17 protein-coding genes are annotated in these 22,671 nt (G+C 41.3%); 10 read left to right on the top strand and 7 right to left on the bottom strand.

The window, feature by feature from the left end:
* Positions 1–30 precede the first annotated feature (30 nt).
* Positions 31–1,614 (bottom strand): RagB/SusD family nutrient uptake outer membrane protein, encoded by a 1,584-nt coding sequence (locus FO447_RS15870; protein WP_200758652.1) that lies wholly within the window; start codon positions 1,612–1,614, stop codon positions 31–33.
* A gap of 22 nt (positions 1,615–1,636) precedes the next feature.
* Positions 1,637–2,260, bottom strand: coding sequence for a hypothetical protein (locus tag FO447_RS15865; RefSeq protein WP_200758650.1), 624 nt, complete (start codon positions 2,258–2,260; stop codon positions 1,637–1,639).
* A gap of 144 nt (positions 2,261–2,404) precedes the next feature.
* On the opposite strand from FO447_RS15865, the gene FO447_RS15860 reads away from it, so the two are divergent.
* Positions 2,405–3,547, top strand: a complete 1,143-nt coding sequence (locus FO447_RS15860) for an ISAs1 family transposase (protein ID WP_118139234.1) — start codon at positions 2,405–2,407, stop codon at positions 3,545–3,547.
* On the opposite strand, the gene FO447_RS15855 is transcribed toward FO447_RS15860, so the two are convergent.
* On the bottom strand, positions 3,474–6,176 hold the full coding sequence (locus tag FO447_RS15855) for a SusC/RagA family TonB-linked outer membrane protein (protein WP_200758648.1): 2,703 nt from the start codon (positions 6,174–6,176) through the stop codon (positions 3,474–3,476). The genes FO447_RS15860 and FO447_RS15855 overlap by 74 nt on opposite strands.
* A gap of 275 nt (positions 6,177–6,451) precedes the next feature.
* A complete protein-coding gene (gene ald / locus FO447_RS15850) occupies positions 6,452–7,558 on the bottom strand; it encodes an alanine dehydrogenase (RefSeq protein ID WP_200758647.1) in 1,107 nt (368 codons plus the stop codon).
* A gap of 809 nt (positions 7,559–8,367) precedes the next feature.
* Between ald and FO447_RS15845 the strand changes: the two genes are divergently transcribed.
* The 3 genes from FO447_RS15845 to FO447_RS15835 all read left to right on the top strand — a co-directional run bounded on the left by FO447_RS15845 (position 8,368) and on the right by FO447_RS15835 (position 11,234).
* Positions 8,368–9,198: a ParA family protein gene (locus FO447_RS15845; RefSeq protein WP_006848166.1), complete on the top strand. Its 831-nt coding sequence runs from the start codon at positions 8,368–8,370 to the stop codon at positions 9,196–9,198.
* Positions 9,199–9,267: 69 nt separating this feature from the next.
* Positions 9,268–9,567, top strand: a complete 300-nt coding sequence (locus FO447_RS15840; protein ID WP_006848167.1) for a hypothetical protein — start codon at positions 9,268–9,270, stop codon at positions 9,565–9,567.
* A gap of 371 nt (positions 9,568–9,938) precedes the next feature.
* Positions 9,939–11,234 (top strand): RepB family plasmid replication initiator protein, encoded by a 1,296-nt coding sequence (locus FO447_RS15835; RefSeq protein ID WP_117695614.1) that lies wholly within the window; start codon positions 9,939–9,941, stop codon positions 11,232–11,234.
* 1,057 nt (positions 11,235–12,291) lie between these two features.
* On the opposite strand, the gene FO447_RS15830 is transcribed toward FO447_RS15835, so the two are convergent.
* Entirely contained in the window at positions 12,292–13,413 is a 1,122-nt protein-coding gene (locus FO447_RS15830; protein ID WP_118141844.1) for a hypothetical protein, read from the bottom strand.
* Between the two features lie 793 nt (positions 13,414–14,206).
* Entirely contained in the window at positions 14,207–15,262 is a 1,056-nt protein-coding gene (locus FO447_RS15825) for a CNNM domain-containing protein (RefSeq protein ID WP_200758645.1), read from the bottom strand.
* Positions 15,263–15,603: 341 nt separating this feature from the next.
* Here FO447_RS15825 and FO447_RS15820 point away from each other — a divergent pair, with 341 nt between their 5' ends.
* Complete coding sequence (locus FO447_RS15820) at positions 15,604–16,368, top strand: arginase family protein (protein ID WP_118066522.1); 765 nt, start codon at positions 15,604–15,606, stop codon at positions 16,366–16,368.
* A gap of 5 nt (positions 16,369–16,373) precedes the next feature.
* Here FO447_RS15820 and FO447_RS15815 read toward each other — a convergent pair whose 3' ends face one another.
* Positions 16,374–17,411 carry a threonine aldolase family protein gene (locus tag FO447_RS15815; protein ID WP_200758643.1) on the bottom strand — a complete coding sequence of 346 codons (1,038 nt, stop codon included), beginning with the start codon at positions 17,409–17,411 and terminating at the stop codon, positions 16,374–16,376.
* Positions 17,412–18,188: 777 nt separating this feature from the next.
* Here FO447_RS15815 and FO447_RS15810 point away from each other — a divergent pair.
* The 5 genes from FO447_RS15810 to FO447_RS15790 all read left to right on the top strand — a co-directional run bounded on the left by FO447_RS15810 (position 18,189) and on the right by FO447_RS15790 (position 22,612).
* The gene (locus FO447_RS15810) at positions 18,189–18,389 is read left to right on the top strand and encodes a helix-turn-helix domain-containing protein (RefSeq protein WP_144153492.1); all 201 of its coding nucleotides are present in this window, start codon (positions 18,189–18,191) and stop codon (positions 18,387–18,389) included.
* 12 nt (positions 18,390–18,401) lie between these two features.
* Positions 18,402–18,731, top strand: coding sequence for a HipA N-terminal domain-containing protein (locus FO447_RS15805; RefSeq protein ID WP_118066526.1), 330 nt, complete (start codon positions 18,402–18,404; stop codon positions 18,729–18,731).
* Positions 18,728–19,732, top strand: a complete 1,005-nt coding sequence (locus FO447_RS15800; protein ID WP_200758641.1) for a type II toxin-antitoxin system HipA family toxin — start codon at positions 18,728–18,730, stop codon at positions 19,730–19,732. Before FO447_RS15805 ends, FO447_RS15800 begins: the two co-directional genes overlap by 4 nt.
* Before the next feature lie 65 nt (positions 19,733–19,797).
* On the top strand, positions 19,798–21,045 hold the full coding sequence (locus FO447_RS15795) for an MFS transporter (protein WP_200758639.1): 1,248 nt from the start codon (positions 19,798–19,800) through the stop codon (positions 21,043–21,045).
* 34 nt (positions 21,046–21,079) lie between these two features.
* Positions 21,080–22,612 carry a Na+/H+ antiporter NhaC family protein gene (locus tag FO447_RS15790; RefSeq protein ID WP_234699134.1) on the top strand — a complete coding sequence of 511 codons (1,533 nt, stop codon included), beginning with the start codon at positions 21,080–21,082 and terminating at the stop codon, positions 22,610–22,612.
* Positions 22,613–22,671: the final 59 nt, after the last annotated feature.

Below are 22,671 nucleotides of genomic sequence, written 5' to 3'. Positions count from 1 at the left end.
TTTTTCTCGATATTATTTATTATATAATGTTTATTGATTCACATATTCCGGATTCTGAACCAGAAGATTATTGGCTCCCATAGATGCCTTTGGTATAGGAAGAAGATATCGGCGGAAGCTAGGAAGTTCTGCTTTCTCATCTTCTGTCCAACTCTCGAAACCACCCTGACGGTTATAACGGCAAAGATCGAACCATTCTTCCAGATTTTCGTTACTCATATCACACAACTTATGCTTGAGAATTTCACCCAGAAGATCACTGTCGGCAATAGCGTTCACATCGTCCTCAGTATATCCGGCACGTTCGATGACAGTAGCCAAGAGCGTACGAGCCTTAGCATACTGACCCTGACGAGCCTCTGCTTCGGCAGCGATATAATAGACTTCTGCAAGGCGCATGAAATAATAGGAATCTTCGAACATAAACTCAGGAGTCAACTTGCTGTACTTGGCAATTCCAGTCATGCCTTCACCCTTGTATGCCCAAGTATAAAGAGGATCGTAGGAAGCTGCATCATCTTCACCTGGAGGGAATGGGAAATCGCCACCATCACCACCAGGGATAACGATACCGCAATCATCTCCATCACCAGGCAATACAACATCACCGCCTTCACCTGGATCAGGAACTACTACATCCCCACCCTCTCCCGGATCTGGAACAACGATATCACCACCTGTTTCATCATCAGGAACCAAATCATCAGCCACCTTTTTAAGGAGTGATCCTGGAGAGAAGGCAAACCAAGAAGCATCCATCAATTCATTCGGATTAGCAGTATAAGGGGCGAAAAGCATCTCCTTGGAATTGAACTGTTCTGTAAAGATATTAGCATAGTCTCTCTCCAGTTCATATCCTGCTGCTTCAGCCTCATTAATCACTTCTTCAGATAATCTTGCTGCCTCCGGATAGTTATCCTGAGCAAAATACATCTTTGCCTTCAAAGCCTTGGCAAAAAGACTGCTCATGTGATAATGGTCTGCCGGATGCTGTTCGCAATGGGCGATGGCATAATCGAGATCTTCAGAAATCAGCTTGTAAGTTTCAGCTACAGAAGAACGCTGACGAACCTGGTTATCTCTTACCAACTCATCCTTGAAGAGACAGACTCCGTATTGGGAATCCTGCTTCCAGTATTCTCCGAAACATTTCAGGAGAGTGAGATAAGCCAAAGCACGCTGGCAACGAGCCTCTGCAATCATCTCCGTACGTTTCTCCTCGCTCAGTCCTGGTATATTCTTGTTGATATGTACCAGGAAGGTATTGGCCGCATTGATTACATTGTAATAGGCGGTATAAGCCGTCTCCACATTACTGTTATTGGTCTCGATATTCTCGGCAACAAACTCATCCGCCCCCATCACCATCGCCTGAGTCTGGGTATGCGCCATAGAGGCAATACCATATCTCAAGTAAGATACACCTGTACTGCGCCAGGAAGCGTAAACACCATTGAGAGCAGTCTGAGCAGATGCGGCATCGGTAATATAATTCAAATCGGTTACCACATGGTCTGGTTCCATATCATCGATACTGCCTATCAAGTCGCACGATGTGAATGTGAGCGCTGATACAGATAGTAACGCCAGAAATTGATATCTTATATGTTTCATAATCTTCGTTTCTTTGAATGAGTTAGAATTGCAATTTGAGACCGAATGAGAACGAACGGCTCATTGGATATACATCCTTGGTCTCGGTTGTCTTGGTAAAAGCATTTGTGGCTGCCATATCTGGATCCAAACCTGGCCAATCGGTAATGGTAAAGAGGTTGGTAGCGGTAAAGAACACCGATGCACCACTCACATGCAAGCGCTCTAACCATGCTGGCTCAAAGGTATAAGAGAGCGTGATGTTGCGCAAACGGAAGTATGAGTTGGAATATACATAGCGGTCGTTGGCCTGTGTGTTGGTATCGGCACTAGGCATCCACATCAACTTAGCATACTTGGCATCGGTGCGATCCGGTGTCCAGGTGTTGCCATACATCTCGCGCAAGATACTCATACCGAGGGCTCCACTAGCAGATTCATGCATCGTGCTGTAGTAGGCATCACCACCTAACTGATACTGGAAGAGCATAGAGAGCGTGAAGTTCTTATATGACAAGGTATTTGACCATCCACCGAATACCTTTGGCTCTGGGTTAGCAATCGCCGTACGGTCGGCCTCTGAAATATAGCCATCACCATTGGTATCTGCAAACATGTAGTCACCTACAGCAGCTCTATTCTGATAGAAACCATATCCCTTGGCCATACAGGGCAGACGCATTAAATATTTTATTCGTTAACATCTGCGTTGTGCAGTTGTAACTTACTGAATATTAACATTATATATTTGTATATATGAAATATTTTTTGTACCTTTGTAAAGAAATAATTAACAAATAAAAGGTACAAAATGAGCATTATTAAGTTATCTAAACAAATAGCCGACCCACGAGTTGCGGGTCGAACTGTCCATAAAATGGAACATATCATTTACATTACAATCGCTGCGGTAATTGCAGGAGCTCAATCTTGGAACGAAATTGCAGAGTTTGGAAAAAGTAAGTTAGACTTCTTCAAAAAGCGTTTGCAGGGGTTGGAGACTATTCCAAGCCATGACACCTTCAATCGTTTCTTTTCTATCTTTGATCCAAAAGGATTTGAAGAGATCTTCAGAAACTGGGTTAGAGAAATTGTAGGGGAAGTCAAAGGTGTTGTTGCCATTGATGGCAAGCTTATGCGTGGATCAAGCAAGTGTGATGCCGAGCACACTATTGGTCAAGCTGACTTCCGCACATGGATCGTATCTGCTTGGTCAGCAGACAACAGCATATCACTTGGGCAAGAGAAAGTCGGTGAAAAAACAAATGAAATCACGGTCGTTCCCAAGTTGCTTAGTGCTATAGACGTGTCAAATGCCATTGTGACAATAGATGCTATGGGATGCCAAACTTCTATAACAGAGAAAATCATAGAAGGCAAGGGGGACTATATTATCGCCTTGAAGGAAAATCAGAAGAAAAGTTACGAATTTGCTAAGGACATGATTTACGAGCATGAGTATAGAGGCAATTGTAATGTAGTGACAAAACATTATTCCTTTAATGAGGGACATGGTCGTCAGGAAGAAAGAACCTGCATTGTTGTAAGCTATGGGGACATAATGCAGAGAATGTTTAAGAACAGGTTTGTTGGGTTAAGGTCTGTTGTCGGGATTACCTCAAGAAGATCTGTTGCGACATCTGGTGAAACATCTGAGGAAACAAGATACTATATAACTTCCTTAAGTAATGAAGACCCCGAAAAGATAGCAAGCGCCATTAGGCAACATTGGTCCATAGAAAACAACTTGCATTGGCAATTGGACATTACTTTCAGAGAAGACGAAAGTAAGAAAGTCAAAAATGCAGCGAGGAACTTCTCTACCATAAGCAAAATGGTCCTCTCCATCTTGAAAAATGACAAGACGACCAAGGGAAGTCTCAACCTGAAAAGATTGAAGGCAGGCTGGGATGAAGAGTACCTGTCAAAACTTTTGGAGGGCAGCGCAATTTAATGCGTTTGCCCTGCTTGGCCATAGCCTGTTCATTCAACTTACTAATCTGATCCTGACTCTGATAGATGCCTGCCACTTTATATCCCTTCACGGTTCCCATAGCATGACCTTCCATATAGAGATCCTGGTGCATCATATCGAGGGTTGAACCATTGAGCTTGGTTATCTTATTCCTGTTGGATGAGATACTGAGCATAGTATTATAGGTGAAATCCTTGGTACGAACTACATCACCACCGATAGAGAATTCAAAACCATTGTTGGTAAGATCAAGAATATTGCTGTAATAGGTGCCGATACCAAACTCCAGGGCGATAGGAGCAGGAGCAAGCGCACCATCAGTCTTACGGTGATAGATATCAAAGCTACCTGTCAGGCGACCATTGAATAAAGTAAAGTCGACACCAGCATTATACTCGGTTGTCATCTCCCACTTGATGTTCTTGTTTGGATAAGTAGAAGCAAGGGTGAGTCCGCTCTGTCCGCCATACTGATTACCATTGAAATACTGGATGTAAGAGAAGTCGGATACATTGGTAGAACCTGTCTTACCCCAGCTCAGACGGAGTTTCAGATCATCAATATCTCTTACAGATTCCAGGAAAGGCTCTTGATTGATGCGCCAGGCCAGAGAAACTGCAGGGAAAGTACCGCGCTTGTTACCCGGTCCAAATTTTGATGACTCATCGGAACGAAGACTGAAATCAAGCAGATAACGTGAGATGAAATCATAGCTCAAACGGCCATAGAGGGAATTGAGTCCACTCTTGGAATAAGTCTCGGTTGGCTTATTGACGGTGGTTGCAGAACTGGCATTGTTCAATACATCATCGTTAGGGAAACCACTATAAGCCTGGTCGTGTTCCTTACTCCAATACCTGTCGGCACTATAACCAGCCATCACGTCAAAACGATGAGCTTCGGTAAGCGTGAACTTGTAGTCGGCACGGAAATTGATAGAAGTATTGGTGTTGCGATAGTTGCTCTCAGCCAAGGTTGATGTTGGCTCCATACCAAACTGCTCCGGGAGCGTAATCTTTGGCGAGAAATAACTGTTGCTGAAGATGAATCTGGATATATTGGCATCAGCATGAAGGGTCAATCCCTTAACAGGCTTAATATCAATGTAAGCATTGCCAGAGAACTGATCATTTTCATACTTCGTCTTGCGCTGGAGTTTAGCTACCGCATTGGCATCATTATAGGTATCAGTATAAAGACCGAACTTATCTACACGCTGGAAATTGCCATCCGCATCGCGTACAGCCAAATCCGGACGGGTCATCCATCCATCATTATCATATCCCAAGGCAGGATCGTTGCTTCCACTCTTGCGTGAAGAATAGGTATAATCGAGCACACCTCCCACGGTGATGTATTTGTTGATTTCAGAATCTATAGAGAGTCTTGCACCATATCGCTCCATACGGTCATTAAGTAACAGACCTTCCTGGTTCATTCCGTTGAAAGAGAAAGAATAGTTGGTTTTGTTGCTTCCACCTCTGACAGCCACATTATACTGATGTGTAGGTGCATTCTTGTTGATTACCTCATCTGCCCAGTTGACATTATCCTTGCCATAAAGACTCTCATTAAGACCATTATAGGTATAAAGACCCGTTTCTTCATTGAGCGAAACATTTCCATACTGGTTAAGAATATAATCAAAACCATACATACCTACTATCGAACTGCCGTCATTCATGCCGTCTACCGTATTACGCAGAATCTCGTCCTGCACATTCTTGTATTCAGAAATATTCAATGGCTTATAGTTCTTGATAGGATTACTGAACGAGAATGTGTAGCCGAAATCTACCTTGGTCTTCTCATTGCGCTTTCCGTTCTTGGTCTTGACAATAACGACACCATTGGCACCACGAGAACCATAGATGGCAGTAGCTGCGGCATCTTTCAGCACATCGATACTCTCAATATCGTTTGGTGAGATATTGATGAGCGGATTGATGCCGGTATCCTCCATAAAGGTAGGAACGCCATCAATGACATAAAGAGGCTGGTTGTTGTTACCTTTACCCGATTTAGGATAAGGAGATGTAATACCGCGGATGTTTAACTTGAGAGATGAACCAGGCTCACCATTTGCGGTAGTAGCCAATACGCCCTTTACAGTACCCTGAAGAAGACCATCGAGGGTTGGTGTGGTAGCAGCCAACTTGCTTATCTGTTCCTGACTCACGGTAGAAATAGCGGTAGTTACATTCCTACGGCTCTTGCTGCCGTAACCGATGACAACGAGATCATCCAGCGCAACATGATCCAACTCCAGCATCATGTTTTGCTCTTTTACGCCACGAAATTCAATACTCTTCGATTTGTAACCAATGCTGGAAAATACAATTTTAGGATGCGCCATAGATGGAAATTCCAGTATGTAGTTACCATCAGCATCTGTGATAACGCCATAGCTTGTGCCTTCGATCTGCACCGTGACACCTACCAGAGGATTTCCCTCGGAATCAATCACTCTTCCTTTTATAAAGGTATGACCTTTTTCTTGCACATTTTCAATACCAGCCGCAAAACTGGTATGAACTGGAAGGGCTGCCTGCACAAAGCTGGCTGAAGTTGCTGCCAAGAAAAGCAACAAGCTTTTTTTCTTCTTCATAATAACTGAATGTTAGTTAAACTTCATGTTCATGGCGCAAAAGTATAAAAAATATCTAAAACTGTAGCATCATGTTACAAAATTAACTTATTTTATACACATATTCCTGCATTTTCTCCTATTTTCCTTACATTTTCCCGGTTTTTAAGTCTTTATCTCTAAAAAAATGCTATCAGTAAGCGTTCAAATCAAACAAAGTGTATTCTGTTCTCCGTAATACATTATTTAAAGAGGATCCCATAGCCTTTGTGTTATGGAACCCTCCCCTACTCTACTTAGAGTATCATTTCTTCATATTCCAGTCCGAAGACATCCGCTACGGCCTTGAATACCACCTTTCCATTTACGATATTCAACCCCCTATACAGGGCTTTATCCTCCTTGCAGGCCTTTCGCCAACCCTTATCAGCAAGCGCCAATGCATATTTCAGCGTAGCATTGGTCAAGGCTGTAGTAGAGGTATTCGGCACAGCACCAGGAATATTAGCTACTGCATAATGAACGATTCCATCGACCAAATATGTCGGATCAGAATGTGTGGTTGGATGCGATGTCTCGAAACAGCCACCCTGATCGATTGCTACATCAACAAGTACTGTTCCCGGCTCCATCAATTTCAACATATCTTTCGTGATAAGATGCGGCGCCTTATCGCCTGGTACGAGCACACTACCCACAACGATATCCACATCTCTCAATTCTCTACGAATATTATGCTCGTTGGAATAGAGCGTGTGTACATTGATAGGCAGCTCCATCTCTAACTGACGAAGACGAGGCAAACTGATATCTGTAATCCATACATCAGCTCCCATTCCTGCAGCCATTCTTGCTGCAGCTTCTCCTACGGTTCCGCCGCCCAATACCAAAACCTTGACGCGGTTCACACCAGGTACACCACTCATCAGTTTTCCTTTTCCTCCCTTTGTCTTCTGCAGATAAAAAGCACCATTAATAATGGCCATTCTTCCAGCTACTTCACTCATCGGAATGAGTAAAGGCAAATGGTGATTATCTGTCTCCACAGTCTCATAAGCCAGACAGACAGCACCACTCTTGATCATGGCATCGGTAAGTTCCTTGTCACAGGCAAAATGGAAATAAGTGAATACAAGCTGGTCTTGATGGATAAGTGGATATTCCTCAGCGATAGGCTCTTTCACCTTTACTATCATTTCCGCCTCACGATATACACTCTGAATGTCGGGTAAGATTATGGCTCCTACCTTTTCATACGCTTCATCAGCAAATCCGCTGTTCTCTCCAGCCGTATGCTGAACCATCACTTCGTGACCATGTCGAATGAATTCAGCTACTCCTGCTGGTGTCATTCCAACACGGTTCTCATTATTCTTAATCTCTTTTGGAATACCAATTTTCATGATGTTATAGTTTTAAAGGTTCGACATCCGTTTAACTCTGTAAAGATACTGAAAATATCAATAGGTTGTACGCACTTAGAGGAAAAATTAACATATCTTATATAAACTATTCCTGTTGAATATACGTATTTTAGTTTATTAGGCAATTAGACTAAACTAAAGTTCTAACTTTATATATGATAGATATTCTACAAAAAGAATAATCAAAATGCTGAATTATAAAGTGTTAACATGTTAGGTTTGTAATATACATGTTTATCTCGCCAATCATTAGATTATTATAATTGCTGGCAGTTAGTATATTTGTTTAAACGTAGTTTTGTATTTTCGTTTATCATAACATACGGCTTTACGTATATTAGTTTATTGGTTCTTTTGTTTATATAGCTATACATAAATAAGTTTATTCATATATCAGTATAATCATTTAAAAGTATAATAGTCTATACAAATATATGTTTAATAGATAGTTCATATATAAGTTTAATTAATTTGTCCGTCTATTAGGATATTCATATTTTCGTTTAGTAATACATTCGAAGTGATGCTTATTCTTCATGAAGATTGTTAGAAAAGTATAAAAAAGAGGATATTTACAAAGAAATAAGAAGATAAATTCTTTTATATCAACTATTTTGGCTATTTTTGCAACCAATATTAGAACTAAAGAACATTAGATAATCCAGAAATAAGACTTTTAGTCTTTCAGAACGAAAGAATATAAGTCAATCCGTTTATTCTAATTGCCAGCAATTCTAATATATGTAAATTGTATTAAACAATAACGTGAAAATAAGGAAAAAAGAAATATGAAACATGAACTACAGGAAATTGTTGCAGTCGTGAACAACAAGGGTGGAGTAGGCAAGACGGCTACTGTGCAGTCTCTGGCTTCTGGCATAGTCCGGTTGAATCACAATCTCAGGGTTCTGGTAATAGACTTAGACCCACAATGCAACCTCTCTTCGCTTTTCGGAGTGAGAGATAACGAATATGATAACATATACAACGCCATGTGCAAACAGAGTGGTGTGCCAGTCTACAAATGTAAAAATGGAGTATATGCAGTTCCAGGATCTGCTCAGATGGAAAATATAGAACAACACCTTCCAGGAGGCCCATCACTGAGAGAACAGATGAAGAGCTACACGGTATTACTGGGATGTTTGCAAGACAACGATTGCCATGACATGACAGGAGAAGGACTGAAAAACGTATTTGATGATTTCGACTACATTTTCATCGACTGTCCTCCAGCACTTTCCAAGAACACTTATAATGCTTTGGTTGCAGCGAGCAAGATTTTGATTCCAGTACAGATGGAAGCATTGTCTGTCAAGGGAGTAAGTGAAGTACTCAGCGTAATGGATGAAGTGAAGGAGTTCCACATGAACGATAATTTGGAATTACTTGGACTCCTGCCAGTTATGGTAGATGAACGAACCAAGATTACCAAGCAGTTGAGCAAACTTTTAGGCGAAAAACATGGCGACTTAATTCTGCCTTGCCGTATCCGACGCTCTGTAAAGTTCCTGGAAGCTCAGGCACACGGACAAAGCATATTCGAATATGCACCTTACTCAAGTACAGGTATCGATTACGAAATTGCTATCAAGCGCATGTTCAACATCAAAATCTAATCTTGATAGGGTAGGTTGAAACATGTAATAATAAAACAAAAGAAGATAAACTTATAAAATATAAGAATTATGGCTGTAGCAAAAAGAAATTTAGAAGAAATTGGCGAGTCTCTTGAAAATATGGGTATGAACGACCGACCAAGTTTATTAAACACAGAAATGGCAAAAAGCGAAGAGGATAAAAATATATCTAAAGGTGGTCGCAAGAGAAAAAGTTACTGGACTGCTGAGGAAAGACGCACTAGAACGAGTGTGGCTACATATCTTAACAAGGAAGAACTCCTTCTCCTGAAGATGAAATGCCTCTCAGATGATATCCCACAGGAAAATCTGCTCTACAATATCCTGATGGATTACTTGAAAAAGTAAGCAAACAAAAAGTAGTTATTAAAAGGGTGAAAACCACAAAACTGTTTACCTAAAAAAGCGCTAAGCTTAAAAATAAGGTATAAGTTCCTACAAAAACCACATTTTTGTTTACCAAAAGAATGATAATTATAGATTATTCTTTATAATAAATTATATATTTCTTATTTATTACAGAAAGCATAATAGCTTGATTAATAATGAGTTATGTTTGAAATGGTAAATAGAAAAGTGGTTTTAGGTAAATAGGAATATGGTTTATGGTAAATAGCTTGGTGGTTTCGGGTAAATATTTATGTGGTTTTAAGTAAATAAAAAAGTGGTTTTAGGTAAACAACTTTGTGGTTTATGGTAAACAGAAATGTGGTTTTTATATGAGTGAACCAAAAGGAAACAAGAATCTGGTGTGGATTAACACACCTTTTTCGCTGACAAAATTGGATAAGCAATATACATTATTGCAACAAAACATATTGATGGTTGCAAGTACCCATCTGCAGAAGTATGTTGAAGAGTATTTTACCGAGAAGAGAGTGCTTGGAGATGCACGCTCCGACTATCTTTTCGAGAAAGGAATAGAGCATGCTGTTATGGAGATTCCGCCCATCAAAATAGACATCAAGGATTTTCAGGTATCAACGGAGTTTCATAATTATAAGAATCTGCGTGATACGCTGAAGAACGATATCCTCAACCTGTCGGTGCGTGTAAAGACGGATAGCAAGACAGAGAAGATACAGCACGTATTTTCAAACATCGAGATTCCGACAACGCAGAAAGGCTATACAAAGAGCGATGGTGAGAAAGTAGAACGCATCAAGGGTGAAGTAATACTTGAGATAGATCCAAAACTCACCATGAGCCTTTTTGACATGCGTCAGGGATATATTCATCATATCTCCATGATTGCTAAATATTCCAAGAAGGTGAATACACCTCGACTCTATATATATCTGCTTCGTCAGATGGGACTAGACAAGAGCTTGGATGTTAAGGTTGAGTTTTTGCCGATGAAACAGTATTTGGGTCTGGTAGAACTTGATGAACATGGCAATATTCTGCTTGACGACAAGGGGGAGCCTGTGATGAATAAATATCCTAAATTCTCGCAATTCAGAAAACAGGTACTCGATGTGGTAAGGGAAGATCTCAACAGAATGGCTAGTCGCAGTGAGACAGATATCGTATTTGATGAATTTTCTGAAGAAGACTTTATTTATCGGAACGGAAAGCATAAGGGAGATCCTGAATATGTTATCTTCCATATCAAGCGGACGGATGTAGGTATCAATCATATCGGAGATAAAGATGCAGATATTGCTCGTCGTCTGAATGAAAAAATAAACCGTAATAGGGGAAAGAAAACATCTGATGATGCCACGCAGCAGGGAGATCTTTTTGCGCATGTATATCAGAATCCTGACAAGAAGATAGAAGTAGACACGACTCAAGGTTTTGAGCAATGGAATCAGTTTATTTCGATGGTACAGGATACCAGTCAGCAAGCCCTGTTGGGCAGATGCAAATTCATAGGAATCAAGAATGACAGATTCTGTATTGCTGCTAGTGATGATGATTTTGCTGCTTTGAAAACATCGGGTCTTGAAAGGCTGGCACAAGAATTTTTTGACTGTGTCGGTTCATTCATGCCTGTATTCTATAGAGGCTAAGCAGAACAAGAAAGCAGAAGAGGAAGTAGGGGAGTACCGTACTTCCTCTTTTTGATAGTATGCAAAACCACATTTCTGTTTACCTACTTTTAAGAATGGCTTATCATCAAAACCACAAAACTGTTTACCTGAAATGTCATGTATATAATTCATTCCATTTTGAGGTTATATTAATTATTTACCAAATCCCGTGTTATAATTTGATATGTAATAAGTTATATCATTTTTATATCAGTCTTTTATTCTTAGGTAAACAGTTTTGTGGTTTCTGGTAAACAAAATAGTGGTTTCAGGTAAACAGTTTTGTGGTTTTTATCTTGATAGGATACTGTTTTTTATCTTATTCTATTTGAAATCCGGCACCTGAATACAAATTGAGTATATACATAACTATCAGTATATTAGTATGTTATGTAAAACGCCTAAAGAAGTTGTCTAGACATTTTGATTCTTTCTTTAGTAGCAACTGAATAAGAATTTAAAAACCACAAAACTGTTTACCTGGCAGAACGTTCATCGATTTTTCTCATAAACCACATTTCTGTTTACCTGTTTTTCTCATGAATTTAACTAGGTAAAAACCACATTTCTATTTACCTAAAGAGGAGCAACTGCTTTTTACTAGGATAGGTAAACAGTTTTGTGGTTTATGGTAAACAAAATAGTGGTTTCAGGTAAACAGTTTAGTGGTTTAGGTAAATAGAATGGTGGTTTAGGTAAACAAAAATGTGGTTTGTGCTACAAAATGCAGTGATTTTTGGTAAACAACTTTGTGGTTTATGCGTAGTTTTTTGGTTTTAGGTAAACAGTTTTGTGGTTTTCTCCTTATAGAGAATCAAATTCATAATTGTCTAATTGTAGAATTGACTAATTGCCGGAAAAACTACAAGTAAGTTTCTTTTTAGGTTATAATTTTGTCATTGAACTGCTTTCAAGTAAGAAACATTTTAGTAAGAGACTGACTCAAACGTTAGTTGTTGCTACAGTATATTATAATAGTGCCAAGAAAACCCAATGGTCTTTTAGCCTTTGGATTTTCTTGGCACAAAATTTAGCCTTAATCTGTTTCCTTATGTTTATGTAAACGGCTGATTATCTTGTAGCCTCTTCCGTATCTTTTGCCTTTTATTCCAATCAGTCCACCATTATAATAATTCAGAACTTCATTTTTATGGAGTCTTGATAGGGTGGTGTTGAAACAGTTTATCTTGAGAGTAGGATAGAGTTGCATAGTCTTATCAATAAGACTCTCTTTGGTTTGCGGGAGGGACTCCTCTGTTAAGACTTTTACCATCGTAGATGCCAAAGAAGGTTTGGAATTATCTTTCAGGATAGTCTTTTCTTTTTTCTTTTCCTTCTTCTCCTTCTTCTTATGGTTATCTACAGTTGGAGTGGCAGTCTTTTTCTCTTCCTTCTTTGCCTGTTTGGCAAAGGATTCCGCATTGATGTCAAGCTTCAGTCCCAGAATTTCCGAAATGATGTTCTTGAGGACATAGATGAACAACTCGCTGTCTTTACTCTTGAGTGAGGTCTCTTGTTTCCAGTAGCGACTCTTGAAAGCAAGTTGGGTCAACTCTTCAATCTCCTGTTCAGAAATATCTTCTTTGTTAGCGAGACGTGCATTGGCCACATTGAGGAATGAAGCAAAGGAGAAGGTGGAGAATTGACTTGGAATTACGTATGTGAAAATATGATTGTTTTCTCCCTTTGCTGAAGGATGTTTGAGATTAATCATACTCATCCCTTTTACCAGAGCAATTAAAAAAGCCATGCTGGCGTATGAGAGATTTGTATTTTCAACCTCACAGATTCCTTTATAGTCGAGGTTCTTATCCGAGATAAAGTTCATGGTAAAAATACCATAGTTAGTCCATTCTGTAGAATGGAGCAACTGCTGGAGTGTGGGATCTTCCGGTGCCCCCAAGCCTCTGTTAACGCTATCTATATAGCGACGCATTGTTTCTACTTCTTCCCATTGGAGGAGTGAATCATCTCCCGGCTCATGGTTTCTGATGCAGCCGATGGTTCCCAGTCTGATAACATCAGCAGAAGTTGAAGTTCGCAGGTGATTTGCGAGCTTGGCAAATAAATTAGGCATCCAGTCGAAATCATCAACCGGTGAATCTATATAATCTTCCTGATAGTGATTGTTATCAGTAAAATCTAAATCTTGATACATGCTATATTTTGTAAAAAATTGAATTCAAATCTTTCATTTGCAAAGGTAAGAAAAAATATTCTATTCTCCTAATTTTTGGCTAACTATTTGAACATCAGAGTATATTTTATGGTTTTGTTTGCTGAAAAATCACAAAAAATGGTCTTATTTGTAAAAAAAGACAGACTTTTTAATAGTTTACAGGTCAAAAGGTGAGAAAGAATCTGTATTGATGTTTTCGAGAACCGCAGGGATGGAGTCATCAAGGTGGCGATATTTCCTGGTTAAACTAGAGAGAGGGTGTGCAATTAAGTCTGGATAATTGTTGGCGCATAACAGTTGACCAACGCATGCACAACAGGTGTTGTGCATGTGCATATCAGCTGTGATGCAAGCGCACAACAGCTGTTGTGCGACCGGAGATACTAACTGTCTCAACAACATATCCTATCTTTTCCAACAACATATCTTATCTCTTCCAACAACAAGAAGAGGGTGAGTCATAAGTCCATGACACACCCTCTTTTTCGTTTCTTTATCGATTTTCTTCATCAGATTACGCGGAGTTAACGGAACATTCTTGCTTCACGGATTACGCACGGAATTTAAACGGATTTGGCCTTACGGCCATTGGGCTAGCGCCGTATAGGCTGGCTTTTTCCAGCTTTAGGGGGTATCGCCACGACCGTCAGGTCGAGTTTCCGTTTAAAATCCGTGAGTAATCCGAGGAAGGCGGTTAAGGTTCCGTTTATTCCGCGTAATCCGATGAATAATGACCCACCCTCTCTTGTTAAAATGCAATGTTCTGTAAATATTAAGCTTTACTGCCGGGAATGGCAGAAGCAACACCTTGGTGCATCATGCGCGATTTTTCCTTAGCCAAGGCTTGCATGTCTACAGCCACATCGTCTTCATCTACGATTTCTACGCCAGTCATCGTTTCGATTACGTCTTCCATGGAAACCACTCCTCTCAGACATCCGTATTCATCTACGATGATAGAGATGTGTTCTCGTTTTTCCAACATCTTTTCCCATATCTGGTATAGAGATTCATCCTCGTTGAAGGAAAGAATCGGACGCATCAGCTCGGATAATCTGGTTTGGAACTCATCGTCTGAAACCAATTTGAGAACCATATCTTTCAATACGTATCCCACAATGATATCCTTGTTGTTGTCATAAACGGGAATGCGTGAGAATTTCCATTCTTTCTGTTCGTAAAACTCCTTGGTAGTCAGATTCATGTTGGCTGATTCTACTACGATGGATGGAGTCATCACCTCCTTGGCCTTTACTCCTGCCAGGCGAATGCAGCTTTTGATGATCTTGCTTTCCGATTCGCGGAAGATGCCTTCAGTAGTACCTACGTCTACCATGGCCGATACCTCTTCGCGACTCACGGAAATCTGGTGGTTCTTCGGAGTAAATACCTTAGTGATAAGTTCCGAAAGCAGTACCAAAGGATAGGTGATAAAGATGAGCACACGGATGATCTTGGTAGATGTCATGGCAAGAGAGCGCCAATATGAAGCTCCGATGGTTTTGGGGATGATTTCTGAAAGTACCAGAATCAACAGAGTGAGAATGGCGGAAATGATACCGAAGTATTCTTCGCCAAAGAGTTTCATTGACTCGGCTCCTACACCGGCAGAACCGATGGTGTGGGCGATGGTGTTGAGTGAAAGAATGGCACCCACCGGACGGTCTACGTTATTCTTATACTGTTTCATCAGTGAGGCAGTCTTGCTGCCTTGATTCTCCTTCATCGAGATAAACGACATCGGAGTAGAAAGTAATACCGCCTCCAGGACGGAGCATAAAAAGGATAGTGACAGAGCACCTAAAAAATATAAAATGATTAAACCCATGTAATTTTAAATTCGTTAATAATATGTTATCTCAAGCAAGATAGATATTATTTCCGAAGACTACAGTTGAGGATGTAATGGGGAACATTACATCTATGTTTATCCAATATAAGTGCATTTTTTAATACCATTACTATATGTTTCAATTTTCTGCAAAGATATAGATAAAAATACGAATTTACTATGTTTTTGTTGAAAATTAAATTGTTTTAATATGATTTTGGTAAATCTGTGTAGAAGTATAAAAAAATCTAATTTTAACAATAATATAATGTATAATTCATCAAGTATTTATGAATATTAGGTATTTTTGCAATCAGCATTTATAAAACAGATTCAATATGAAAAAGAAAATACCTATCATTCTCCTTAACTTTACCGGCGTATACGAATTGGAGGCATTTGCCTCAAATAAGAATATTATCCATGTAGATTGCCGGGACATGAAAGGGGTAGACTGTTATTGTGACGAAGAGGGTAGCGAGGAACTGCATCGCCGATTGGCTCCTTTTCCTGCCAAAGCCGTTCATTTCATAGATTCCGGAGATTTCCATTATCTTACGGAATATTGGGTGTCAAGAATTCATGAACCTTTCTCGCTCATAGTTTTCGACCATCATCCGGATATGCAGCAACCGGAATGGGAGGGTGTTGTGTCATGTGGTGGTTGGGTGAGAGATGTTTTGGAGGAGAACCCGTTTGTCAAACACATTATCATTGTGGGGGCATCGGACGAGTTGATAGCCCAGGTGCCTGTTCACTTAAGAGAGAGGGTGTTGTTCTACAGTCAGGAAGAGATAGACCATCACCAGGCTTGGCCGTCGAAGGCTGGTAAACTTATACATGAGCCGGTTTACATATCCATAGATAAGGATGTATTGAGAAAGCAGGATGCTATCACCGACTGGAGCAATGGAGATATGACACTTATGCAGCTCCAAGCCGTGCTTCGCATCATCTATGCCCATGAGAAAGTGATAGGGATAGATATTACAGGCGAATGTTCAGCTACGCTTGACTATTTCTCCGAGTTGGAGGATGCAGAGATTAACAACGAGGCAAATGAAGAATTGCTAAGGATGATTCTGGAGGAGAACCATCCTTAGCCTTCTTAAGCGTAAGCTTGAAGAATACGGTCTAGCTCGTCGAGTTCTTCCTCCTTTGTTGCCCAGCTTGTCACGAATCGGCAGATGATTTCATGTTCGCTCTTTCTTTCCCATATCTCGAATGCTACTTTTTGGGAAATGGCTTCGTAGAGGGCAGGTGAGAGTACTACAAACTGCTGATTGGTTGGAGAATCGTAGGCAATGGTGATACCATGCTTTTCGAAGATGCTGCGGATGCGGGTAGCCATAGCGATGGCATGGCGCGATATCTTGAAATAGAGCTCATCCGTAAACAGTGTGTCAAACTGGATGCCGAGCATTCTGCCCTTGGCAAGCAAGGCTCCATGACGCTTCACGTTGGTGAAGAAGTATTTCGGTGCCTTCATGCCCGAGAATACCACAGCTTCTCCCATCATGGCACCCACCTTGGTTCCACCGATATAGAATACATCACAATGTTTTGCAAGGAATGGCAAGTCATAGTCGCATGCCGCTGAAACCAGACCGTATCCCAGTCGTGCACCATCGATGAAGAGACGGAGGCCATATTTCTGGCAGGTTGCATACAGCGCAGCCAGTTCTTCTCTGGTGTAGACCATTCCGAACTCAGTCGGCATAGAGATATAAACCATGCCTGGCTGTACCATGTGAGGATGCGATTCGTCGGCTAGGAAGGTATCCATATAGGCTGACAGGGTGCCGGTTGTCAGCTTGCTGTTTTTTCCTGGCAGGGTAATGACCTTATGCCCGAAAGCTTCTACTGCTCCTGATTCATGTACCTCGATATGACCGGTTTCCACACAGATTACTCCTTCGCATCCCATGAGGACGGAATCAATGACCGTGGTGTTGGTCTGCGTACCGCCTATCAGGAAGAACACTTCTGCATTCTCATTGTCCACAGCCTTGCGGATTTTCTCTTTTGCAGATTCTGAGTATGGATCAAAACCATAACCAGATGTTTTATCACCGTTTGTCTTGCCAAGAGCTTCTAGAATCTCTGGCAGCATACCATTGTTGTAATCACTTTCAAATGAAATCATATTCTTAATATTACGTGTTTTAATTTAAACAGATTGCAAAGGTAATGATATTTGCTAAAATGTGAGTAAAATAACTATTAATTAATCAAAAATAGCCCTATTTCAGGTATAAGTGGGCATTATACAGATGTCATGTTCCGTCAGTTGACCAGGCTTATTTTTTTTTACGAAATCATGATTTAAATCCTCTGAAAATCACGAATTTCCGCTCGGAAAATCTTTCTTGAAGAATATTGGAAATATGGCGAAATTCGTAATCGTCAGATATTCAACGTGTTATAAATCTCACTAATTTCTTCGGAAATCCGGAATTCTGTAGTCGTACAACTATAACCCCTATAGTTGTACGACTATAACTCCAGAGTTGTACAACTATAGCCTATATAGTCGTACAACTGTAGCCTTACGGTCGTACAACTATAGGTGATTCGTCTTGCAGAGAGCAAGTAATACGCTATCAAACCAAAAGATTTTTATCATCATGACCTTCTAGATTGAAAATACGGAAATTGCGATAATTAAGAAACAATATTTGACACCCGCATATTTCCGTAGTACAAATTCCAAACTGATATCGTTGTAAGCAGGGTATGATTTATATATACGTACCGTCTATTTATCATAATCACCCTTAGAAAATGGGAAGGTACTAACCAAGAAAAATCTCAGGAACTTATAATTTTTTATAAAAAGAACAATATATTATACCTTTTTTTGCGTAATCTAGATTTTTTTGTTAACTTTGCAGGAAAAGTACAATATAATACACTACTTGGTATGAAAATTCAAGAAGTAATGAAATTGCAGCGTATGGCCTTGGGGATTACCCAGCAAGACCTCGCTGACATGTCTGAGATAGCCATTTCAACCATCAAGAAAATAGAGAGTGGTAAAGGAAACCCCTCTCTATCGACGGTTGAAAAAATCATGGATATCCTTGGCATGGAGGTTAAATATGAGATTCGTCAAACAGTTTAAATAAAGTAAGTCATGAGAAAAGCTATCGTTTATTGTCACGACACAGAAGCAGGATTCTTAGAGGAGTCAACTCCTGGCAGAGGTTATACCTTCACATACGACAAGCAGTATATGATGGATAGGACCCACGATCCAGTCTCACTTACCATGCCTTTCAGGGAAGAGCCTTATCAGTCTGATTATCTATTCCCTGTTTTTACCAATATGCTTCCAGAAGGAGCAAACAGAAAGATAGTCTGCAGAAGTTGGCGATTGGATGAGAAGGATTTCTTTGGACTTCTTCTGAAGATAGCAACCCATGATACGATAGGAGCAATAACCGTAAAAGAAGTAGAATCATGAAAGAATTAAATCATTGCCCATCCACCCTTGCAGATGGTTTTTCCACTTACTCTCCTACAGCTTGCAAAAAACTGTTTGATGGTCAGAAAGTGTCGCATTTGCTTGATTTTGAAATAGATGAAATCAGTAAGACATCAGAGACTATGATAGCCATGAGACGTATCTCTGTTTCTGGAGCTCAGGAGAAATTTCCTGCAGTGATAGAGAATGGAATCATCAGAATCTCGCAGACGGATGAACGTTCTCGCTATATTCTGAAGCCAGCACCTTGGGACAATACTCTTTATACAAGGAAGCAGATTCCTGCTAACGAGCATCTTACCATGCAGATAGCTTCACAGGTATATGGTATCATTACAGCAGAAAATGGTCTTTGCTTTACCCCTCATGGAGATATGGTATATATTACCAAGAGATTTGACATAGCCAAGGATGGAAGCAAATATCTCATGGAGGATTTCGCTTCTCTGGTTGGTAAGAATGAAGCCGAGCAAGGTACGTATTTTAAATATGATGGATGCTTCGAGGATATTGCCTGTGCAATAAAACGATTTATTCCTGCCTGGATGATAGCCATGGAACGTTTCTTTAAGTTGGTTGTATTCAATTACATCTATGGCAACGGCGACGACCATCTGAAAAACTTCTCCATCATGAGAATTGGCGACCATTACCAGCTTGCTCCCGCCTATGACCTGATGAACACCTGTCTCCATATCGAGGGCGATGATTTGGGGTTGAATGGGGGGCTTTCTCTGACTCTGGAGAAAAGTGATGTGTATGAGCGAACAGGGCATCCATGCCGTCTGGACTTTGAGAGATTCGGAGAGCTTATCGGTCTGAAGAAGAAGCGTATAGAAATGATTCTTGACTCTTTTCCAGTCTTGCCTGACGAAGTAGAGCATTTGGTCAACAATTCTTTTTTGACAGACAAGATGAAACGCACCTATTTACGAATAGTCAAAGAAAGAATTCAAAGATTCAATCGTAAATCAGAATGAGAATCATGAACGGGAAATCTTTTCATGGCGCCAGTGCTTGAAAAATAATAATTTAAATTAATACAATGAACATCAAGTCAATAGGTAGTAAAATCAAGGGAAATCCTAAGATGGTAGAGGGTACGGTATATTCCATGCTCATCATCTGTAGCATTTCCCATTTCTTGAATGATATGATTCAGTCGATTATCCCTTCCATCTATCCGATTGTGAAGGATAAGTTCGACTTCTCGTTTGCACAGATAGGTATCATCACGCTGGTCTTCCAGATGACGTCTTCCATCCTGCAACCTTTTACGGGGCTTTATGCTGACAAGCATCCCCGTCCCTATGCTCTTTCCCTCGGCATGTGCTTCACCTTGGTGGGCTTGCTCCTGCTGGCTTTTGCCGAGAATTATTTTCTGATTCTCCTGGCTGTGAGCGTCGTAGGTCTGGGCTCATCCGTGTTTCATCCCACAGCTTCAAGAGTGGCACAGATGGCATCGGGAGGCAAGAAGAGTCTGGCACAATCTATCTTTCAGGTGGGCGGCAATGGCGGATCGGCAGTAGGTCCGCTGCTGGCTGCCATCATCATCCTGCCTTTCGGACAGCATGCCATCTCCTGTTTTGCCCTTGCAGCCCTCCTCGCTGCCCTCATCATGGTAAGATTGGGAGTCTGGTACAAGGCACGACTGGCTTACGTGGTGAACCATCCGCAGAAACAACCGCTTCTCAATACCCATATTTCTAAAAGGGTGAAGTATTGGGCACTGTTCATCCTCATCATGCTCGTGTTCTCCAAGTATTTCTATACGGCGTGCATCACGAGCTACTTCACCTTCTTCCTGATGGATAAGTTCGGAGTTTCGGTACAGACTTCACAGCTGTGTCTCTTCGTGTTCCTTGCAGCCTTTGCCATAGGAACTGTGGCAGGAGGAATGCTGGGTGACAAGTTCGGCAGAAAGTATGTCATCTGGTTTTCCATTCTGGGAGCAGCACCTTTCGCCATCGCCATGCCTTTCGTCAACTTCACGTGGACCATCATCTTTACCTTCCTGTCAGGATTGATCATTGCCTCGGCTTTCTCTTCCATCGTGGTATATGCCACCGACCTGATGCCAGATAAAGTAGGACTGATAGCCGGCATTTTCTTCGGACTGATGTTTGGTTTGGGAGGTTTGGGCTCTGCTTTCTTCGGCTGGTTAGCAGACAAGACGAGCATCGAGTTTATCTTCCAGGTGAGTGCCTTCCTGCCATTGCTCGGCATCATAGCAGGATTCTTGCCGAATACACAGAAGAAAAGCGTTGAAGGAACGGATGAAAACGCAAAGTAAATGAAAAACTAAAATGATAAGAGAATATTAACAAATGGAACAAGAAGAAAAGAAACAGAAATCTCAAGCTGCAGAGAATCAGGCATCCTGCTCGTCTCTGCAGCCAGTTGAACCACATCCTTTTATTTCTGTCATACCGCTGGCAGTACTTATCACCCTCATCGTCCTGGTTGTCAAAATCTTCCCTGATGATGCCCTGGCTGGTGCCTCTCAGGTGGCCCTCATGATAGCCACAGCCGTTTGTGTAGCACTCGGTATGGGCATCTATAGGATGAAATGGAATATCTTTGAAGAGATGATCAAAAAGACCGTGGGCGATGCCGGAGTATCTATCCTGATCCTGCTGCTCATCGGAATGATGTCAGCTACCTGGATGATCAGTGGTGTGGTACCCACATTGATATATTATGGTGTACAGATCATGTCGCCAACCTTTTTCCTTCCCTGCGCATGCATCATCTCCAGTATCATTTCTGTGATGACGGGAACCTCATGGACCACTATTGCCACCATCGGTATTGCTCTGATGGGAATCGGTGATGCCCTGGGTATACCAGCCCCCTACACCGCTGGAGCTATTATCTCCGGTGCCTATTTCGGGGATAAACTCTCGCCAATGAGCGATACCACCGTCCTTGCTTCGAGTATAGCCGGAGCGGATCTCTTCTCACATATCCGCTATATGCTCTATACTACCATACCAAGCATCCTGCTCTCGCTGGTACTCTATCTCATCATCGGACTCTGTTATGATTCCAAGCCAGTGGATATCAGCCAGTATCTTACCGGTCTGAGTCATGGTTTCAATATCTCTCTGTTTACCATGCTCGTTCCGGCTTTTACAGGATGGCTCATCTACCGTAAGACGCCATCCCTCATCACCCTTCTTCTTTCAGCCCTTTCAGCATGCATCTGTGCCCTCATTCTCCAGCCGGAAGTACTTGTAGGGATAGCAGGTGAAGACAGCATCTCTGCCAAAAGCCTCTTTGAAGGAATCATGACCACCTGCTATACCCATACCCAGGTAGATTGCGGCATGGCTAACATCAATGATCTCGTAGCCACCCGAGGTATGGCTGGCATGCTCAATACCATCTGGCTCATCCTCTGTGCCATGTGTTTCGGTTCATGTATGGTAGCCAGCGGCATGCTCCACGCCATTACCCACATGCTCCTGAAAAGCATCCACAGCACCGTATCACTTGTCTGCAGCACCGTGACATCAGGTGTCTTGCTCAATCTCGTTATGGGTGACCAGTTCCTGAGCATTATTATGAATGCATCTATCTACAAGGATGAGTATGCCGAACGAGGCTACCGTCCGGAACTCTTGAGCCGTAGTACAGAGGATAGCGCTACCGTAACGAGCGTATTGGTTCCATGGACAGCCTGCGGTATGACGCAGAGTACGGTTCTTGGTATCCCGACACTTGTCTATCTCCCTTTCTGCTTCTTCAACATCATCAGTCCTTTGATGAGTTGTCTGGTTGTCATCCTTGGCTTCGTACCCAACCCACAACCCAAGGAAAACAAAGCATCTGCAGCGGAAGAGTCTGATATCCATTAATATGAATAGGAGATTCCTAGATTCCCAATCCGTAAGCCAATCAACTTACAGATTGGGAA

Source organism: Segatella copri, from assembly GCF_015074785.1.
GTDB lineage: Bacteria > Bacteroidota > Bacteroidia > Bacteroidales > Bacteroidaceae > Prevotella.
This window is presented reverse-complemented; position numbering and strand designations above follow the sequence as displayed.

Excerpts from the sequence above, each read along its gene's own strand:
- FO447_RS15870 (WP_200758652.1), bottom strand. The coding sequence starts at position 1,614 with ATGAAACATATAAGATATCAATTTCTGGCGTTACTATCTGTATCAGCG.
- FO447_RS15865 (WP_200758650.1), bottom strand. The coding sequence starts at position 2,260 with ATGGCCAAGGGATATGGTTTCTATCAGAATAGAGCTGCTGTAGGTGAC.
- FO447_RS15860 (WP_118139234.1), top strand. The coding sequence starts at position 2,405 with ATGAGCATTATTAAGTTATCTAAACAAATAGCCGACCCACGAGTTGCG.
- FO447_RS15855 (WP_200758648.1), bottom strand. The coding sequence starts at position 6,176 with ATGAAGAAGAAAAAAAGCTTGTTGCTTTTCTTGGCAGCAACTTCAGCC.
- ald (WP_200758647.1), bottom strand. The coding sequence starts at position 7,558 with ATGAAAATTGGTATTCCAAAAGAGATTAAGAATAATGAGAACCGTGTT.
- FO447_RS15845 (WP_006848166.1), top strand. The coding sequence starts at position 8,368 with ATGAAACATGAACTACAGGAAATTGTTGCAGTCGTGAACAACAAGGGT.
- FO447_RS15840 (WP_006848167.1), top strand. The coding sequence starts at position 9,268 with ATGGCTGTAGCAAAAAGAAATTTAGAAGAAATTGGCGAGTCTCTTGAA.
- FO447_RS15835 (WP_117695614.1), top strand. The coding sequence starts at position 9,939 with ATGAGTGAACCAAAAGGAAACAAGAATCTGGTGTGGATTAACACACCT.
- FO447_RS15830 (WP_118141844.1), bottom strand. The coding sequence starts at position 13,413 with ATGTATCAAGATTTAGATTTTACTGATAACAATCACTATCAGGAAGAT.
- FO447_RS15825 (WP_200758645.1), bottom strand. The coding sequence starts at position 15,262 with ATGGGTTTAATCATTTTATATTTTTTAGGTGCTCTGTCACTATCCTTT.
- FO447_RS15820 (WP_118066522.1), top strand. The coding sequence starts at position 15,604 with ATGAAAAAGAAAATACCTATCATTCTCCTTAACTTTACCGGCGTATAC.
- FO447_RS15815 (WP_200758643.1), bottom strand. The coding sequence starts at position 17,411 with ATGATTTCATTTGAAAGTGATTACAACAATGGTATGCTGCCAGAGATT.
- FO447_RS15810 (WP_144153492.1), top strand. The coding sequence starts at position 18,189 with ATGAAAATTCAAGAAGTAATGAAATTGCAGCGTATGGCCTTGGGGATT.
- FO447_RS15805 (WP_118066526.1), top strand. The coding sequence starts at position 18,402 with ATGAGAAAAGCTATCGTTTATTGTCACGACACAGAAGCAGGATTCTTA.
- FO447_RS15800 (WP_200758641.1), top strand. The coding sequence starts at position 18,728 with ATGAAAGAATTAAATCATTGCCCATCCACCCTTGCAGATGGTTTTTCC.
- FO447_RS15795 (WP_200758639.1), top strand. The coding sequence starts at position 19,798 with ATGAACATCAAGTCAATAGGTAGTAAAATCAAGGGAAATCCTAAGATG.
- FO447_RS15790 (WP_234699134.1), top strand. The coding sequence starts at position 21,080 with ATGGAACAAGAAGAAAAGAAACAGAAATCTCAAGCTGCAGAGAATCAG.